General features: G+C 36.1%; 18 protein-coding genes and 1 other RNA gene. 6 read left to right on the plus strand and 13 right to left on the minus strand.

Going from position 1 to position 18,601, the window contains the following annotated elements:
- The first annotated feature begins 44 nt into the window (after nt 1-44).
- Genes LS66_RS01365 through LS66_RS01380 form a run of 4 tightly spaced genes read left to right on the plus strand, consistent with a single transcriptional unit; the run spans nt 45 to nt 4,772 of the window.
- Complete coding sequence (locus LS66_RS01365; RefSeq protein WP_034366712.1) at nt 45-1,556, plus strand: TolC family protein; 1,512 nt, start codon at nt 45-47, stop codon at nt 1,554-1,556.
- Complete coding sequence (locus tag LS66_RS01370) at nt 1,553-2,848, plus strand: efflux RND transporter periplasmic adaptor subunit (protein WP_034366709.1); 1,296 nt, start codon at nt 1,553-1,555, stop codon at nt 2,846-2,848. Before LS66_RS01365 ends, LS66_RS01370 begins: the two co-directional genes overlap by 4 nt.
- A 17-nt stretch (nt 2,849-2,865) precedes the next feature.
- The gene (locus LS66_RS01375) at nt 2,866-3,555 is read left to right on the plus strand and encodes an ABC transporter ATP-binding protein (protein WP_011116696.1); all 690 of its coding nucleotides are present in this window, start codon (nt 2,866-2,868) and stop codon (nt 3,553-3,555) included.
- A complete protein-coding gene (locus LS66_RS01380; protein WP_034366706.1) occupies nt 3,555-4,772 on the plus strand; it encodes an ABC transporter permease in 1,218 nt (405 codons plus the stop codon). The genes LS66_RS01375 and LS66_RS01380 overlap by 1 nt, the downstream gene beginning before the upstream one ends.
- A gap of 11 nt (nt 4,773-4,783) precedes the next feature.
- Here the strand turns inward: LS66_RS01380 and LS66_RS01385 are convergent, their stop codons facing one another.
- From LS66_RS01385 to LS66_RS01425, 9 genes are all read right to left on the minus strand, one after another.
- Nucleotides 4,784-5,422, minus strand: a complete 639-nt coding sequence (locus tag LS66_RS01385) for a M15 family metallopeptidase (protein WP_052057374.1) — start codon at nt 5,420-5,422, stop codon at nt 4,784-4,786.
- Between the two features lie 3 nt (nt 5,423-5,425).
- On the minus strand, nt 5,426-6,151 hold the full coding sequence (locus tag LS66_RS01390) for a hypothetical protein (protein ID WP_138091820.1): 726 nt from the start codon (nt 6,149-6,151) through the stop codon (nt 5,426-5,428).
- Nucleotides 6,152-6,214: 63 nt separating this feature from the next.
- The gene (locus tag LS66_RS01395; RefSeq protein ID WP_034343185.1) at nt 6,215-6,856 is read right to left on the minus strand and encodes a leucine-rich repeat domain-containing protein; all 642 of its coding nucleotides are present in this window, start codon (nt 6,854-6,856) and stop codon (nt 6,215-6,217) included.
- Nucleotides 6,857-7,028: 172 nt separating this feature from the next.
- Nucleotides 7,029-7,748, minus strand: a complete 720-nt coding sequence (gene cmoA / locus LS66_RS01400; RefSeq protein WP_034367760.1) for a carboxy-S-adenosyl-L-methionine synthase CmoA — start codon at nt 7,746-7,748, stop codon at nt 7,029-7,031.
- Between the two features lie 14 nt (nt 7,749-7,762).
- On the minus strand, nt 7,763-8,545 hold the full coding sequence (locus LS66_RS01405; protein WP_034367778.1) for a thiazole synthase: 783 nt from the start codon (nt 8,543-8,545) through the stop codon (nt 7,763-7,765).
- A gap of 5 nt (nt 8,546-8,550) precedes the next feature.
- Nucleotides 8,551-9,984, minus strand: coding sequence for a bifunctional ADP-dependent NAD(P)H-hydrate dehydratase/NAD(P)H-hydrate epimerase (locus LS66_RS01410; RefSeq protein ID WP_034367763.1), 1,434 nt, complete (start codon nt 9,982-9,984; stop codon nt 8,551-8,553).
- A 16-nt stretch (nt 9,985-10,000) separates the two neighbouring features.
- Nucleotides 10,001-11,425 (minus strand): acetyl-CoA carboxylase subunit A, encoded by a 1,425-nt coding sequence (locus LS66_RS01415; protein ID WP_034367766.1) that lies wholly within the window; start codon nt 11,423-11,425, stop codon nt 10,001-10,003.
- 35 nt (nt 11,426-11,460) lie between these two features.
- The gene (ppa, locus tag LS66_RS01420) at nt 11,461-11,982 is read right to left on the minus strand and encodes an inorganic diphosphatase (protein WP_034367769.1); all 522 of its coding nucleotides are present in this window, start codon (nt 11,980-11,982) and stop codon (nt 11,461-11,463) included.
- Between the two features lie 57 nt (nt 11,983-12,039).
- The gene (locus LS66_RS01425) at nt 12,040-14,085 is read right to left on the minus strand and encodes a TonB-dependent siderophore receptor (protein WP_034367771.1); all 2,046 of its coding nucleotides are present in this window, start codon (nt 14,083-14,085) and stop codon (nt 12,040-12,042) included.
- A gap of 112 nt (nt 14,086-14,197) precedes the next feature.
- Between LS66_RS01425 and LS66_RS01430 the strand changes: the two genes are divergently transcribed.
- Nucleotides 14,198-14,389, plus strand: a complete 192-nt coding sequence (locus LS66_RS01430; RefSeq protein WP_034328179.1) for a hypothetical protein — start codon at nt 14,198-14,200, stop codon at nt 14,387-14,389.
- A gap of 25 nt (nt 14,390-14,414) precedes the next feature.
- On the opposite strand, the gene ssrA is transcribed toward LS66_RS01430, so the two are convergent.
- The 3 genes from ssrA to LS66_RS01445 form a co-directional block, all read right to left on the minus strand.
- Nucleotides 14,415-14,783: a transfer-messenger RNA gene (ssrA, locus tag LS66_RS01435) on the minus strand.
- 61 nt (nt 14,784-14,844) lie between these two features.
- Complete coding sequence (locus tag LS66_RS01440; RefSeq protein WP_011116685.1) at nt 14,845-15,402, minus strand: phosphatase PAP2 family protein; 558 nt, start codon at nt 15,400-15,402, stop codon at nt 14,845-14,847.
- A 9-nt stretch (nt 15,403-15,411) separates the two neighbouring features.
- Entirely contained in the window at nt 15,412-16,500 is a 1,089-nt protein-coding gene (locus tag LS66_RS01445) for a tyrosine-type recombinase/integrase (RefSeq protein WP_011116684.1), read from the minus strand.
- Between the two features lie 233 nt (nt 16,501-16,733).
- On the opposite strand from LS66_RS01445, the gene LS66_RS01450 reads away from it, so the two are divergent.
- A complete protein-coding gene (locus LS66_RS01450) occupies nt 16,734-17,306 on the plus strand; it encodes a DJ-1 family glyoxalase III (RefSeq protein ID WP_226989495.1) in 573 nt (190 codons plus the stop codon).
- A 137-nt stretch (nt 17,307-17,443) separates the two neighbouring features.
- On the opposite strand, the gene LS66_RS01455 is transcribed toward LS66_RS01450, so the two are convergent.
- Nucleotides 17,444-18,556, minus strand: coding sequence for an agmatine deiminase family protein (locus LS66_RS01455; RefSeq protein ID WP_034367608.1), 1,113 nt, complete (start codon nt 18,554-18,556; stop codon nt 17,444-17,446).
- Between the last annotated feature and the right edge of the window lie 45 nt (nt 18,557-18,601).

Consider the following 18,601-nt stretch of genomic DNA (forward strand, 5'->3'; position numbering starts at 1 on the left):
ATCATTTTAAGAGTAACCTTAAGATATTAAAAGGAATAAGATAAGTGAGGAAGATATGCTTATTTGTTGGTATGATATATACGGGTTGTAGCACACATATTCCCACACTTGAGCAAAGTGCTAAGCAAACACATATTCCCGCTGCTTTTTCTAATACTAAAGACTTACTTATATCTCAAAATACCACAAAAATAAAACAATCCACGAATCCTATAAATATGGAATCTTTACAAGAGCAACCTTTTAGATTACAGCAGTTTATGGCACTTATTGATGATAAGCAATTGCACCAAATCCTTCATCTTGCGCTTGAAAATAATACAAATGTATTGAGTATGATTTCTCGTATTAAGCAAGCCAAGTCTCAAATGAAAATCAATACAGCAAATATGTTTCCTACAATTAATGCTGGGTTAAATTCAAGTTATATTGATAGGCGCACTCTCTCTCAAAGCACAATTATCCGTCCAGGTGCAAATTCAATCAATGCAAATATCAGTATGAGTTGGGAACTTGACTTATTTGGCAAACTTAATGCCTTACGTCAAGCGAGCAAAAAATCTTATCTTCAAGCACAAAGTAATCTTGCTTTTGCACAAATTTCTTTAATTGCTGAAGTGGCGACTTTATATTTTACATTGCGGGATAATGCTTATTCGCTTGCTATTGCCGAATCTACTCTAAAAAACTTAGAGCAGATTCAGGCAATTAATATAGATAAATATAAATTAGGACTTATTGATGTAAACACTTATCAAAGCTTTGTAGCAAATACAACCGCGCAAAAGAATACTTATGAAAGTCTCTCTTATACTTTTGAGCAAAATAAAAATGCTCTGCTTGTGCTTTTAAATATTACTGCCGATGAACTCGTCCAAAACATTGATTTTTTAGATTCTATAAATTATACATTTCCGCATATTCCAAATTTTTATGTAGATAAAATGCCAAGTGATATTTTGCTCTCTCGTCCAGATATCCAAGCAAGTCTTTATGCTCTGCATTCTCAGCTTTATAAACAAACAAATGCAAATGCTGCAAGATTGCCAAATATTTCGCTTAGTGGCTCAATTGGTGAGATTCTATATAGCACAAATGGTGCAGGTTCTCTCGTATTTCAGATAGCAAATTCCATTACTGCACCTCTGCTTAATCGCACACCTTTAAAACAAAATTATCTTATTCAAAAAGAGTTAAGTAATGAAGCATATTATACCTTGCAAAATAATGTTAATACAGCTTTAGGCGAGGTTGAAAACGCACTTTTTGATGTGCAATCTAAAAAACGTCAGGTGCAAAATACGCAAAATGTATATGAAATTGGTGTAAAGGCTTACGAAAGTAATAGTGCAAAAAATAAACGTGGATTGCTTGATAAAAGTGATTTTTTAAATAATGAAAATACATATCTTAATTTGCAGACACAGCTTCATAGTGCAAAAACAAACGAGATTCTATCGCTTATTACGCTTTTTAAAGCTTTAGGTGGGAATCTTGCTTTGGAGCAAATAGAGAATCCACAAAAAGAACAATCTCCACAAGGAAACAAAGAATGAATTTATATCAAACTCTTCATACAAAAAAATATATAGGCAAAAAAATACCTCCTATGGTGTGGTTTATCTTACTTGGTATCATTGCACTTTGTATAGGTGGTATTATTTTATGGAATCTTTTTACTTCCCAAATGGAATATGAGACAATAAAACCTACTCGTGGTGATATTAAATCAAGCATTTCAGCTTCAGGCTCTCTCTCTCCTGTGAATGAAGTAGAAATTGGGAGTGTGATTTCCGGACTTGTGCTTGAAGTGCTTGTAGATGAAAATGATGAAGTCAAGCAAGGACAAGTGCTTGCTCGCATTAATCCAGAAAGTATTAATCAACAGATTGCTAAATTTCAAGCCCAGCTTCATTCCGCACAAGCTCAACTTAGAGCGAGTGAGCAAACTTTGGCAGATAAAAAATGGAATTATGATAGATTAAAAGAACTTTATAAAGCAACAAATGGGGCTTCGCCTTCTCTACTTGAATTACAAACTGCTAAAACTAATTATACCTCTGCACGTTCCGATGTAGATATTAAGAGCGCTACTATCATTGAAATTCAAACAAGCATAGAAAGCGCTAAGATTGATTTAAAAAATTCCGAAATTATTTCACCCGTTGATGGTATTGTCCTTACGCGTAGCGTTGAAGTGGGGCAAAGCGTAGCAGCAAGTTTTCAAGCTCCTACGCTTTTTAAGGTTGCTGAGAATCTTGAAGAAATGCAGCTTTATGCAAGCATTTCAGAGGCAGATATTGGCAAGGTTAAAGAAGGACAAGAAGTCATTTTCACCGTTGATGCTTACCCAGATAAAAATTTTCACGCAAAAGTTAATCGTGTGAATTTTGGTTCAGGCGATGGAAGTAGCTCTTCTTCAAATACTTCTTCAAGCACTTCTAATATCATCACTTATCGTGCAAAAATTGAAGTGGATAATAAATCTCTCCTTTTGCGTCCCGATATGAGTGCCACAGCTGATATTATCATTGCAAAAGCCCAAAATGCACTTCTTGTGCCAAGTTCTGCTTTGTATTTTGATTTAAATAAGGCATTGCAAAAAGCAGGCATAAAAAAGAATGATTCTGCACTCAATCCAATGGTTGCACCCTCACGCCCACGTCCTAAAGCGCAAATTAATATCAAGCAAAAGCAACAAGGTAAAAGTGGCACATTATGGATTTTAAAAAATGGTATGCCCGAATCCGTAGAGGTAGAGACGGGTATTACCGATGGGGTTCATACACAGATTCTAAGCGGCATTGACGAGCAAACACAAGTGATTACCAAAATAAAGGTGCAATGATTTAAGGCAAGTTAAATATGGAAGATTTTATTAAATTGCACAATGTGCGCAAAACTTATGGCAAGGGAGAGAGTGCATTTGAAGCACTCAAAGGTGTAGATTTACTCATTGATAAAGGCGAATTTGTTGCATTAATGGGACCTAGTGGTTCGGGGAAATCAAGTCTAGCAAATATACTTGGCACTCTTGATGTCGGGAGTAGTGGAGAATATTGGTTTTATGATGTGAATGTATTTGAACTTACCCAAAATCAACGTGCACTTTTACGCAGAAACTATATAGGTTTTATTTTTCAAGGTTTTAATCTTTTAGCGCGCACAACTGCGTTAGAAAATGTAGAATTGCCTCTTATGTATCGCGGAGTAAAAAAGACAGAAAGAGAAGAGATTGCTCTTAAAGCACTTGATAAAGTAGGACTAAAAGATTGGGCTTCGCACACAAGTGCAAAATTAAGCGGAGGACAACAACAACGCGTAGCGATTGCACGAGCAATTGCTTCAGAACCACTTTTTTTACTTGCTGATGAACCAACAGGAAATCTTGATACAAAACGAAGTGTGGAAATTATGGAAATTCTCCAAGAACTCAATCAAAATTTGGGTATTACGATTCTTATGGTAACGCACGAACCTGATATGGCAAAATATGCAAGTAGGGAATTGCACTTTTTAGATGGGCGCTTAATAAGTGATTCAAAGGATTGCTAATGATTTTAAATGCTTTTATCCTCGCACTAAGACAAATTAAACGCAACTTCTTGCGCGCATTTTTAACAATGCTTGGGGTAATCATTGGTGTGGGTGCAGTGGTGGTAATGATTAGTTTAGGAAATGGCACGACTAAAATGATAAGCGATAGAATCTCCTCACTTGGCAGCAACCTTTTGCTTGTATTTCCTGCGCGCGTAATGAATCCAAGTGGAGCAAATCTTCGCCGTAATTTTAGCCTGCAAGAAGCCCAGAATCTTACTACGCTTACACACGAATATATACAGGCTCTTGCACCCATTTCTCAAGGTTCAGTTACCCTACAATACCAAGCTCAAAATACAGCAACTCAAGCACAAGGCGTAAATGCAGCATTTTTTGAAGTAACGCAATGGGATACAAGTGAAGGAAGAAGTTTTGAAGAAAACGAATATCGTGTAGGAAGCAATGTGTGTATGATAGGACAATCGGTGCGTAAGAATCTATTTAATGAGGGTAATCCCTTGGGACAGAGGATTCGTTTAAATACAATCGTGTGTGAGTGCATTGGCGTATTAGAATCTAAAGGGCAGGGTGGTATGGGAAATGACCAAGATGATGTAATTTTGCTTCCACTCAAAACATTCTTACGTTCTGTATCAGGGAGCAATACACTTTTTTTTGTTAATCGACTTATGCTTCGTGCAAAAGATGGCGTAGATTCTGAACAAATGCTTCCCGCTCTTACTCAAGCACTGCGTCAAGTGCGCAATGTCCGTGCCGGAGATAGAGATTCTTTTGAGATTATGGATACAAAGCAGATTGCAGAGACACTCACTTCTGCCACAAAGAGACTTACCGCATTTTTAGGCTTAATTGCTGGAGTAAGCTTAGTTGTAGGGGGAATTGGCATTATGAATATTATGCTCGTTTCCGTAACAGAGCGCACCAAAGAAATTGGAACGCGTATGGCTATTGGTGCATTGCAGAGTGAAGTGCTTATGCAGTTTTTAATAGAATCTATTACCTTAAGCTCACTTGGAGGAATAATTGGAATTATTTGGGCATTTTTTGCTTCATTGAGCCTAAGTTATTATATGGAAATTCCTTTTATTTTTGATATTCCAACGGCTATCATTGCCTTTTTATTTTCGGCTTTTATTGGTGTTCTCTTTGGTTATCTTCCCGCAAGGAGAGCCTCAAAGCTTAATCCTATTGATGCGCTGCGCCACGAATAGTTGAGTAGATTCTATGGGAGAGAAAGAATAGGGTAGCCGTGTTTATTGCTTATAGGAAGCTCAAAGTGCCACCATTCCGTTTTTATACTCTTTAATCCAGCTTGGCTCATTATCTCTTGGAGTTCGTTACGATGAGTGCAATTTTGTGTTTGGGATTTCGGACACATATAATCACGCCACGCTTTTGCACTAAATTCATCAAATGCGCTTGGCATACTTAAAGCTTCTCCATTTCCTTGAGCTAAGCCCACATCAATGGCAATCCCCCTTGAGTGATTTGAGCCTTTCTTTGGGTGAGCGACATAGCGCGTATCAGGCACAATACTCCAAGCAAGCTCTTGTGCAGCTTGTGGACGGAAACAATCATACACAATAAGCTTTAAATTCTTTGCTTTTAGAATCTTAGCAAGTTTTTGCATATGCTCTTTCATATCTTTATGGAGATAGCATTTGTGTAAAGAAAAAGGTGTATAGATATTTGTTTTCATAAAGTTTTCTTTACCATCATAAGCAAGCTGCGTGATAAAAGTATCTTTATCTATTTCTTCAAGTGCAAAAAGCCCAATATTATGTATTTTATCTTCAATTAAAGAATCTTTGCCTTGCGCAAAGCTACATATAATTATAATTAAAAGCAAGGCAAGTTTCATTCTTTACATTCTTTCAACATATGTCAAATTTTTAAAACGCATTTTGAATCTCTCTACTAAGCTTAGGTTTGTTTTCTCTCCATTTTTATGTAAAAAATTCAGCAACATTCCCCAAAAGCCTATTTCATTTTTACCTAACTCTTGCTTTTCAATGGCTGCTTGTTCTTGCGCAATATTGAGCACACTCAAAATATCTCCTTTAGCAAGTAGAGAAAATACTTTATATCGTAAGTTTTTCTCACTTAGGTCTTGGAGATGCTGCACATATTCATCAAAATTGCGATATGTTGCATAAAAGGTATCAATACAAGATTGGATATACTCTAGCATTAAGGGGAGTTTTTCTTTGATAGTTGTTATTTGGGCTTCATCAAAGGGCTTTTTACAAGGGATTACATAAAAGCTTTTTTCTGCTCCTATATTTTCGCTTGACACAACAAAAGAACCATTTGCCCTCAAAGCATCACTTTTGTAAGTTAAGCATTCTTCTGCTTCTGTAATTTCCCAATAGAGTCTATCCATCTCATAGCCTTTAATCTCTACACTCCAAATGCCTGTATGATATGTATCTGGACGCCTATGTAATAACTCATAATGCACACTAATAAAATCATCTCCATTGCGTTTATACAAAATCCAATTTGAGTAAGTTTTAAATCCCTTTGCTTTGGCTAATGCTTTAAAATAAGATTCTAATTCTTTGCTTATACTCTTATCAATCTTTGCCACTTCTCCTCCTAAAGCCTCTTATCGTGCTTGGTTATGATGAATTAACACCATTATAGCAGAGGATTATCTATAATCATAGCTGCTATAGCCTTCATAATCGGCATTGATAAGGGTGCTATCAATACAGGAGGGAATCTCCACATCATCATCTACTTCGATACATTTTAGATTCTTACACTCGCTTAGCCACTCTGGTAAAGCTTTTATGGGATTGTCATTCAAACATAAAATTTCTAAAGATTGTAGATTTTTTATACTCTCTGGCAAAGATGTAATGTTATTTTCACCTAAGTAAAGTTCTCTTAAAGATTCTAGTTTGCCAATTTCTTGTGGGATTTGTGTGAGTTCATTATCAAATAAATCCAAAACTTCTAAACCCTTGATTTCACATATTTCTTTAGGAATGCTTTGAATGGATTGTCTCTGTGCTACAATGGCTTGTAAGCCCTTTAATGCACCTAATGTTTTTGGTAAATCTTTTATTCCCTTAGGGCAATTGTCATCAAGTGCAAATAGTCTTGTTTCCAAAAGCCAATCTTCAAGTTCGCTAGGGTCTAAATCTGCAGGATTTTCATCGCAATATCGTAAAGAATCTGTCATATCTTCAAGCATTAGTCCGCAATCATCGCAATTATTCCATAGCCAATTACTTAACTCTTCAAGTTCCTGTGGGGTAAGTTTTGAAACATTATCTTCTTGTTTCATTGTTTCTCCTTTTTGTTTTTACTATTATCATATCACGCATTTTTTTTTTTTTTTGAATAATAATTTTTAGAGTTTTTAGTAAAATTTTAAAATAAGTTACAATAAATTACATTATTTTTCTTTTATAATTTTAGTTTGCATAAAATAAATACATATAAAATATAAATATTTATTACTTTTTAGCAATCAAAGTGCCAAAATTCACCCATTTAAAAAGCACCTCAATGCCGCTAAAACCTATATCTTTAAGCATTGCAATATTTTCTTCAAGGCTAAAAGGCACAAGCACATTTTCTAATGCTTCACGTTTTTTGCTAATTTCGGTTTTTGTGTAGCCTTGCTCTTGTTTATAGCGAACATATCGTTCTATCATTTGCCTATCAAGGATTCTATGATGAGAAGTCATCTTTTCGCTCACAATTAAAATTCCTCCCTCCGTAAGAGCATTGTAAATTTTTTGCAGAAGTGCAGGGCGTTGCATTGGGCGAATAAATTGTAAGCTATAATTAGCAATTACAATATCAGAGTGCAAAAAATCGTATTCAAGCAAGTCTGTGCAGATAAATTCAATGTTCGCGTTATAGGCTTGAGCTTTAAGTGAGGCTTTATCAATCATAGCTTGAGAACTATCAATACCAATAAAGCGTGTATGCGCTGATAAGGTTTGAGAGAGAGCTAAAAGTGTCGTTCCTGTGGAGCTTCCCAAATCATAAACAAGAGGTGTAACACTTTTAGAAGATTCTAAAGTATAGGAGCAAAAATCTACAATTAAACCTAACACCTCTTTATAATGAGGAATTGAACGCTCAAGCATATCATCAAACACACTTGCTACTTGTGCATCAAATTCAAATTGTTTGCCAATATCTTGTTTAAAGATTGTATCTTTCATTTATTTGCCTAAATCTAGCTTAATTGTGCCATACCTTCAAGTGGAGAACTTGCGCTTGCATAGGCTTTGCGTGGTATGCGTCCAGCAAGATAGCTTAATCTTCCAGCCCTTATGGCATATTTCATCGCTTCTGCCATTGTTACAGGATTTTGTGCTTGAGCAATTGCCGTATTTGTAAGCACAGCATCTGCTCCTAGTTCCATAGCGATACTTGCATCACTCGCACAGCCTACCCCTGCATCAACAATCACAGGCACTTTTACTGCTTCTTTGATAAAGCCGATATTATAGCGATTTTGGATTCCAAGTCCGCTTCCAATAGGCGCAGCAAGAGGCATAATTGCGCTTGCTCCCGCATTTTCAAGTCGTTTTGCCATAATAGGGTCATCATTTGTATAAGCCAATACGCAAAAGCCCTCATTTGCTAGAATCTCCGTGGCTTGTAGGCTCTCTATTACATCAGGATAGAGTGTTTTGTCTGTATCGCCTATGATTTCAAGCTTGATAAAATCAATACCTGTTGCTTCTCTCACAAGACGAAAGAGTGTAATTGCTTCCTTAGCATTGACACACCCAGCAGAGTTGGGCAAAAACTGAATATTTGTATCTTTAAAGGTTTCAAGAAGATTCTCACTTTTATTATCCATAATATTCACACGCCTAACTGCAACGGTGATAATTTCTGCACCACTTGCCAAAGTCGCTTCTTTGGTGGTAGCAAAGTCTTTATATTTTCCGCTCCCAACAATTAAGCGTGATGCGAAAGTATGTGAGCCGATTTTGAGAGTATCATTAATATGATTCATTTATGTATCCTTTTATGAGATTGCAAGGTAGTAATGCTTTCAAGAAGCATACTTGGTGTCAATGCGTAATTTGCAATATGTTTTGTAGCCTCTCTTGCTGCAAGTGTATGAGCAAGTGAGCCTTGCAGTGCCGAATCTAAGCCATTATATCCTTGAGCTAAAAGTGCGCCAATGAGCCCGCTTAAAACATCGCCACTGCCACCTTTTGCAAGTGCATTGATACCGAGCGGGTTAATATAAATATCTTGTGCCTTTGCTATAAAAACATTTGCACCTTTGAGGACAAGAGTAGTATGTGGATATTTTTGAGTAAAGCTAAGCATACTATCTATGCGTTTTTGAGGATTATAATCCCCCAAATCACAATGCTTAAGTAATGCTTCAAACTCTTTTGGGTGTGGTGTTAAGATAATCTCACGTGAAAAATCTAAAGTCTGTTGATTTAAACTTTTATCAAGAAAATTTTTAATCATAGGTGTATGAAATACATCAGCATCAAGTATGCAGGGCAAAGTGCTCTCTTGTAAGTTTTGAAGTATTTGCGCAGCATTTTTTACACCAAGTCCCATACCTAGAGCAATAGCAGTTGTATTGTGAGGGAGTGTGTGTGTTTGCATAATATCAAATGGAATCTGTAAATCTTTTTGAGATATTATGCTAACTAGTCCAGCACCAAAATGCAATGCGCTCTGTGCGCTCAAAATCCCAGCACCGCTTTTTTCTCCTACAAATACTGCCAAATGCCCAAAATCACCTTTATGCACATTTTTATTTATGCGCTGTGGTAATGCTAAATCAGAGCTTTCAAGCATTTTAAGATTAGAAGTTACTTCATAATGATTCCCACTTAAACCAAGTTTGCCAATATGCAATTCTCCCACATAGTCCTTTGCTCTATCGCTTAGACACACAAGTTTAATTGCTCCCATACATAATGTATAATCTGCCTTAAATACAAAGCCTTCATCTTTATCGCTTAAACCACTTGGAATATCACACGCAATGCACAAACGAGCATTTTTATTTGCCAAAGAGAGAATCTCACTTGCTTCACGCTCTAAACTACCTTTTAAACCGCTGCCCACAACACAATCTACTACTACATCACAAGGTAAGATTTTTTTTATAAACTTTATTCCACACTCACAGGCACGCTCGTATGCTTGAATACAAAGAGGTGATTTTGGTTCTTTTACTTGAAAGATTCTTATAGAGTAGTCCCCGCTTAAACGCCTAGCTAATGCATATCCATCGCCACCATTATCACCACTCCCGCATAAAATAGTTATCACGCTTCCCTTATGTGTCAAAGAATTGATTAAAGATTCTAATGCACAAGCCGCATTTTCCATAAGAATTTCAGGTGTAAGATGATATTTTTCACACGCTCTTTTATCCAAAAATATTGTGCTTTGATAGATATTTTTCATAGGCTACTCCATTGTTTTATGCTCCATAGCGTGCGCTTAAGGCTGCGACAATGACGCTTACCATATCATCTTCAGGCTTAGATTGTGGGGGGGGCATAAGCTCTTTAATTTTACTTTCAATATAAGAAGTATCAAAATATCCTCGCCTAAAGTCTTTATCATTGCAAATGTTTATCAAAAAAGGAATTGTTGTTTTCACGCCTTTAATGGTAAATTCATTCAAAGCTCGCGAGAGTTTATTTACCGCAAGATTATAGCTTGAAGCTTTCACAATGAGCTTTGCTACCATAGAATCATAAAAGGGTGGAATCACATAATCTTTATAAATACAACTATCTACTCGCACAAAAGGTCCTAGAGCAGGGTAGTAAGTGGTAATTTTGCCCGGATTTGGCACAAAATCATTAGCCACGTCTTCAGCATTAATTCTCACTTCAATAGCAAAGCCTTGTGCGCGTATATCGTGTTGTGTAAGGTCTAAAATTTCTCCTTGCGCAATGCGGATTTGTCTCCCTATAAGGTCATAACCAGTAATTTCCTCTGTAACGCCGTGCTCAACCTGTATGCGTGTATTCATTTCCATAAAATAAAAAGTATTGTTCTCATCAAGCAAAAATTCAACCGTGCCTGCATTTGTGTATTGTGCAGCTTTGGCAGCAGCCACGGCAGCAGCTCCCATTCTTCGGCGTAAATCATCGCTAATAAGGGGACTAGGAGCAATTTCAACAAGCTTTTGATGTCGTCTTTGTATGGAACAATCACGCTCAAGCAGATGAATCACATTACCATAATTATCCGCTAAGATTTGAAACTCTATGTGTCTAGGATTAACGATATATTTTTCCATAAAAACATCATCATTTTTGAAAAATGCCATAGCTTCGCGTTTACACGCCTCAAAAGATTCTATTAAATCCTCTTCTTTTTCTACTACACGTATGCCACGCCCACCTCCACCACTACTTGCTTTAAGTATCACAGGATAGCCAATTTTTTGTGCATATTTAGCAATCTCACTTATAGAGTGCTTATTAAGTGGTTGAGTGCCTGGCACAATGGGGATTCCATTTTTTTCCATAATAGCTCTTGCTGCATTTTTATCGCCCATTTTTGCAATTGTTAGAGCATCAGGTCCTATCCAAGTAATTCCCGCTTCTTGCACTTTTTTAGCAAATGTGGCATTCTCACTTAAAAACCCATAGCCGGGGTGAATTGCATCAGCTTCAGCGCGTAATGCTACCTCAATAATCAAATCCGCATCAAGATAGCCTTGCAATGGGTCATCACTGATTTCATAAGATTCATCAGCCATTTTTACGTGCAAACAATCTCTATCAGCTCTTGCATATATGGCTATACTTTTAATATGTAAATCCCTACAAGCGCGGATAATACGCACTGCAATTTCGCCACGATTAGCAATGAGAATCTTCTGAAACATCATAACCTCCTTTAAACATCATTTTAAGAGTATTTTTAGCCTTTGTAGGCTTTGATTGATTTATCTAAAATCTCTTGTGCAGCAGTTTTGTCTTTGTATTCTTTAACTTTTACCCATTTGTTTGGCTCTAGTGTTTTGTAAGTTTCAAAGAAATTTTTGATTCTATCAAGTGTGATTTGTGGTAAATCTGCTAGGCTTTGAATCTTTTCAAATGAGGGGTCAATTTTAGAAACAGGCACAGCAATGAGTTTTTCGTCCATTCCGCTTTCATCTTCCATAATTAGCACACCAATAAGCCTAGAAGCAATCATACTTCCTGCTTGAAGCGGATAAGAATTAAGCACAAGAACATCAACAGGGTCGCCATCATCTGCGAGTGTATTGGGGACAAAACCATAATTAGCAGGATAAAACATCGCACCATACATCACTCTATCTACGACAACTAAACCGCTTTCTTTATCAACTTCGTATTTAATATTTGAACCATAAGGGATTTCAATGATAACATTGATTTTATTTGGATTTTCACCCACTGATACTTTTGAAAGATTCATTACTGCTCCTTTAAACTTAAAATATGTTAAAAGAAGCGATTATACCAAAAGATTCTACTAAAACGAAAGTGCAATTTGTGCTTTTGTGCTAAAACCGGGTTCATAGAGTGGTGTGCCTTCTCCTTTTGAAAAGAGTTCCTTAAGCGGACTCATAGGGTTTATGTAAGTTTGATTTGTAAGATTTAAAAATGCTAAACGCACACTCAAATAAGACTTCACATCATAGGTTAAATAAAGATTATGCGTGTTATAGCCTTTTTTAGTTACAGATTCGGTATCATTATAATACATATTGTAACCTTGATAATCTATTCCCTCTACAAAACGACTAAGCCATAAAATATGAAATTGTGGCACACTTTTAAAAGGACGCAATCCTGCACTTAGATAATAGCTTCGCCCACTTACAGCAGCAAGCTCAAAGGTGTCAGTAATCGTTTTATTTTTGTATGTAGGAAAGCTTTGAGCAATACCTATATGCACATCAAGAAAATCTAAATCAAGCCCAACATTTGCTTCATAACCCAAAACACGTATGTGTGAATCCATATTTTGACGAAGGATATCATCGTGCGAATGCCCACTACCTGTGTGATTACCTTTGTTTGTATAACTATTAATGAAATTTTTAAAATACTGATGATAGAGTCCGATATGTGCGCTAAAAAGGCTATTATCGTAGTCCATATCAAATTCTGTATTGTGCATTCCCTCTGCCTTGAGAGATCTAATAATGATATGTGGATTTCCAAGCAGCGAAGCGTCCATAGGCATAGCTCCACGTGTATTATAATTTTGTGTGATTTTAAAGCTAAGTTCATTTGTTGGAGCATAAAGAAGCGAGATATAAGGGCTAAACCCTTGAGTATTATGCCTTGTATTAACTTTATCACGATAAGTGAAGATATCATAGCGCGAACCTACATCAAGGCTTAGAGATTCTAAAAAGTTAAAATTTGCTCCAATAAATCCGCCATAAATAGCACCTAATTCGTGCCCTTGATTATTATCATCTCTATCGTGTCCATCAAGATTGTGTTCTTTGGTAGCGATAAGCTGATAGTTTAAACCATATTTTATATAATGACGCACAGGGCTAAAGTAGTGTTTCAACATTATATCGCTTCCAAGATGATGCAAACTTAAATCGTGTGCTTTTTCGTGATCAGTGCTAGATACTGCTCCAATAGGTGAAAGTGTAAGATTCTTATATGAATAAAAAGTATTCCACAATAAAGTAAAATTATCAGTTGGCACATAAGCGTATTGTGTGCTTATAGCGTGAGAAAAGAGGGTATTATCATAAAGTTTTGGATCTTGGCTAAGCAAAACATTAGCACCATAGGGAGCTATGGCATTTACATTATTAAAATGATAGTTAAGGTTAAGCGAATGATTTGCATTAGGAAGAAAACTTAATTTAAAAAGCGCATTATGTGAGCGCGTTTTAGAGGAGGAGACCTTGTCTCCATTTCCTGCACGATAATAAGGCACATCATCAAAGCTATAACTTGCGAGCAAACCTATATTCTCTGTAATTTTCCCGTATGTAGCAAGAGCAGTGTCTATACCTTTATTGCTTTGTCCTCCTAATACAAAATGTGCCCCATAACTGCGATTTGGTAATAGCATATCAAACGCATTTTTTGTTATGATATTAATCCCCCCTGCAAGCGCACCTGCACCATCTTCTGGTTTTGCTAAACCTTTTTCTATCTCTATGCTTTTAATTAAAAATGGGTCAATAAGAAGGTTGCCTTGGTGATGAAAGAGATTTCCTCCTTGCGTGATTCCATCAAGCCTCACACGAAACATTCTATCTTCAAAGCCTCTCACGTAGAGTTTTTGTGCAATTTGTGCACCACCGCCAACTTGTATCTCGGCGTCTTTTGCAAAGATATCTCGGAGATTATTTGCTTGCGTATGGGTAAGAAAGGTATCATCTATAACGCTTATATTAGCATTGCTGATAGGGTGAGCTGCTGAAATAAGGGGAGAAAGTTTTGTGGAAGAAAGTGTTTCATCGGCAAAAAGTATGCTACTGCAAATTGATGCAAAAGTAAAACTTAAAATAGGCGAACCTTTAAAAGAAGAAAGTATCATAAAAAACCTTTATATAAAAATAAAGTGTGAAGTGTATCACATTTTATAAAATGTAGCAACACGTTTTATAAAATGTGATAGAATCTAAATATTTTCACTTAAAGGAGTTTTTATGGAATGTCCTTATTGTAAGCATTCACTTTCTCATAGTGAGGTTGTATCATTACTTAAAAGCCTTGATAAAGCAAAAAAAGATTGTCAAGTATGCCATAAGCCATTTATTGGAAGCAAAAGTGCAAAAACTTGCTCAAGTGCTTGTCGTTCAAAAGCATATAGAATCCGCAAAGCAGCACAGATTCATTAAATCTTAATATAAAATAGGGAAGTTATGGTGGAGCTGTGGGGAGTTGAACCCCAGTCCAAAAGCTTGAGCTTCTTAAGAATCTACATGTTTAGTAGGTATTGTTTTCTGTTCGTGGTTATCCAACACCCCAAGATAAATCCCACAAGCAACCTTATTCTTTTCTTTTTGCTAAGGTATGACAAAAAGAGCATCTAGCAAAGATTACAGCTTGAAAGATTCTAGCTAGATTAGAAGTTCTTAAGCCGACTCCAAAAGTGTGATAAACTTACGCGACTTTTGCGTAAGCTGGAGCGTAATTTGCGTTGTTTGCGTTTATTTATTTGTGGTAGTTTTAGAGCTTACCAGCTCACATGCACTTAAGTCTCTTTGCTCCTGTCGAAAGCCAATCAGCCCCGCAGATTCTGTATAGATTTTATCTAACAGGGCGTGGATTATAATCTTTTTCATTATGTTTGTCAATGCTGCACTTTAGGCTTTTTATTAATAAAACTTATAAACACTAAACTCCCTACAAAGCCAAGTAATGCACCTGCACATACTTGAATTGGCGTGTGCCATAAACTGATAATACGAGCGTAACCTACCATAAAAGCTAAAAATATAAAAAATATACCCCATTTTTTGCTCATATATTGCCACGCAAATGCTGCAGCAATAAACGCCGCTGTCGTATGCCCACTAGGAAAACCTTTAAACTCACCATTAATTGGACGCTTTGCAATGTGGGCAATGTTTTCTACCCATACATTATCCATAAAATAATTTGCCATATAAAAAAAGGTATATTTACAAACAAATGCAATACCCAAAATAACAGCCGTAATTACTATAAAATATTTTAAGAGTATATATCGTTTTTGCAAAAGCCATACTAACCCAAGAGGAAAAAGCATAAAACGAAATACATCGCTATATAATTTTGGTTCATAAAGCCATAAAATTAAAGCACATACGCTTATGAGACACATTGCAAGATTACTGGCTTTTGGAGTAAGATATAAAGGAGAGTTCATAATGCCCCTTTAAGTAGAATGAGTTTTATTGGATATATTATCCATTACACTGACAACTTCTTGCAAACGTTCCATATCAAAATGCGTATAAATACGGCTTGTATTTAAATCTGAATGTCCAAGTGCTTCTTGCACCATTACTAAATCGTGTTTTTGCTGATAGAGCAGGGTAGCAAAAGAGTGTCGTAGCATATGTGCGCCATTTTTTTCTTTACGAATCCCTGCTTGAGTTAAAATATTCTCCACATTTTTATAAATATAGCTCTGCGTGAGGGCTTTTCCCTTGGCATTACAAAAGAGTAAATCGTGCATTGGAGAGAATCCCAAACGTTGCGTAAGCCAGGTATTAAGAAGATTCTGAATATGGGATTGTCGTATCATTACTACACGCGGCTTGTTGCCTTTACCGCGAATACTTATAAGATAGCAGTCTTTAGCTGGTAAAATATCTTTACAGCGGAGATTAAGAGCTTCACTTACGCGTATGCCTGTATAAACAATGAGTTTGATAATAAGTTTGTTACGCGCAGCGACTTTTTCCCCAAGTTGAGATTCATCAATAGCGCGCAAGAATTGTTCTAATTCTTTTTGATTTAAAAATGAGGGGAGTTTTTGTCCACTTTTGCCTTGTAATGAGCTGATTTTGAGTGTAATATCATATACATAAGATGCACCATCACTCTCATTTTGCTTATCAATATAACCAAAAAAACCAATGAGAGCAATGCGATAGTTTTTTTTACTTGCGTTAGAAAGAGCACTTGTCTCCACACTTAAAAAATCGCTTAATACTTCCTCATCAATATCCTCCATTGTATCAATAGAGCTTTGCGTAAGGAAAGCGTAAAGTTTGAGTAGCGGGGTAGAGTAAGTATTAATCCCTATCATACCCGCTTTTCTCGCTTTTTTACAGATATTTTCTAATTCATCTATATTACTTATTTTATCATTACTTAATGTATTTATTGCCTGAAGAATGCTTGATTTATCATTTACTTGATGGTTAGATAGTGTTGTAAGCTTATAACGTATAAATCTCGTAATCCAAAAAAGCAAACTAGAAGAAAATTCATTTTTATAATTAAGCGGATATTTCATTTGTTTGTCATTTTCCTTATTCTTGTGCCTTTGCCCGAGTAAATATCAAAATTACAGGATTATACGATTTTGTATCTCTCAAGTCAAGATTACAAGGTTTGTGTTTGAATTAGTTATGAAAACTATACTTTTCAAACTTTTTTATCTCAATCCACTCTCCATACAACAAGCTAAAAAAGAAAATTTTTACCATAATTATAGTAAAATTGAATTTTCAAAAGGAGAAAGGAGAATTGATGAAGAATGTTTTACTTCCTATTGCAAGAGGATTTGAAGAAATTGAGTTAGTATCTGTGGCAGATATTTTAAGACGCGCAGGTGTGCGGGTGGTAGTCGCTAGTCTTGATTCTCATAAACGCGTTTTGGGAGCACATCATATTGTAATCGAAGCGGATTCTGCCTTGCCCGAGCTTGAAATGGAACATTTCAATGCTATTGTCCTCGCAGGAGGTTATAATGGAATGCAAAATCTTGCCAACAATGAACTCATTAAGCTATGGCTCACGACCTTTAAGCAAGAACAAAAGCTCATAGCTGCAATTTGTGCCTCCCCTATCGTGCTTGATAAGGCGGGGGTGCTTGAGGGTGAATTTACTTGTTATCCTGGTTGCGAAAATCAAATCAATATGCAAGGCAAAAATAGAAATGCGGAAGCGGTAGTAAAAAATGGTAATATTATCACTTCAGTTGGTCCTGCTACAGCAAATGTATTTGCCCTTACTATCGTAAAAGAACTTTGTGGCGGAGAAAAAGCACAAGAGCTTTATGAAGAATTGCAAATGCCCTCTCTCAAGGCGTACTTATAAAACAAAATGTAAACACAAGAGAATATTAAGCATTTTTAGAAATTTAACCCTTAATAGAATCTAGAATCTGAGTTATTTAATAAGAATATCTTGGTAGAAAGTTGTTATTGGCGAATATAAAATAGTTTTGCATTTACTTATAATGTATCATACACCTGCATACTCACGCAATGTAAACTGCCGTGCCATAAAATCAATGAGCAACAATCTACGCCCACTACCCTATACTTTGGCAATGCTTTGCTTAGTATTTCAAGTGCCTTTTTATCATTTTTATCCCCATAAGTTGGCACAAGCAATCCACCATTAACAAAAAGAAAATTTGCATAGCTCGCAGGTAGCCGTTGTCCTTGTTCATCATAAATAGCTTGAGTAAAAGGCAGAGGAATAAGCTTATATGGCTCTCCATTAGATTGTTTTAAAGCGCGTAGTTCCGCCTCCATACTCTTAAGAGATTCAAAATGCTCATCTTGCTTATCATCACAAGTGATGTAAGCAATCGTATCCTCACTAATAAAACGCGCTAGTGTATCAATATGACTATCTGTATCATCTCCTGCAAGATAGCCTTGTGTAAGCCACAATACAGAATCTAATCCAAAATACTCTTTAAGCTTAGATTCTATTTCATCTTGGCTAAGATGAGGATTGCGATTTTTTTCAAGGAGACATTGTGTATTAGTAAGCAATACCCCTGCCCCATTGCTTTCTATGCTGCCACCCTCAAGAATCATATTAGTTTTTATGAGACGATAAGATGAAAAAATTCTTTTTACAAGTGGAGATAAATGAGTATTTTTGAAAGCTTCACAAACAATATTTTGCGTAATTTGATTGTCATAATTTGCAGGATATTTTAGCCCCCAACCATTAAAGACAAAATCAAATAGGGCTATGCCCCCCTCTGCTTCCACGCTAATACCTCCAAAATCCCTCGCCCAAGTATCATTTGTGGGCACACGAACAATATGAAGCCCATATTGTTGATTATACGATTTAAATGTCTCATTTTGGGCAAATGCAATATGTTTTTTAAAATGTGTGTGCAATAATGCCATTCCCTCATCATCATTAATATCCACACAAAGTATTACTGATTCAAAATATAGAATCTGCTCTATAATACGCACAAAACATTCTCGAGCCACCTCAATGTGTATTGCCCAATCGCTATTTTTGTGCGGAAAAGCCATTAATATAGCTATTTGTTCCTCCCATTCCGCCTTAAGTCTATATTTGATTTTTTTCATAGATAATCCTTTAAACTTCTTATGTATAATCTTAGCACACTTTGG

The organism is Helicobacter sp. MIT 03-1614 (assembly GCF_000762925.2).
In the GTDB taxonomy this organism is placed as follows: Bacteria; Campylobacterota; Campylobacteria; order Campylobacterales; family Helicobacteraceae; genus Helicobacter_C; species Helicobacter_C hepaticus.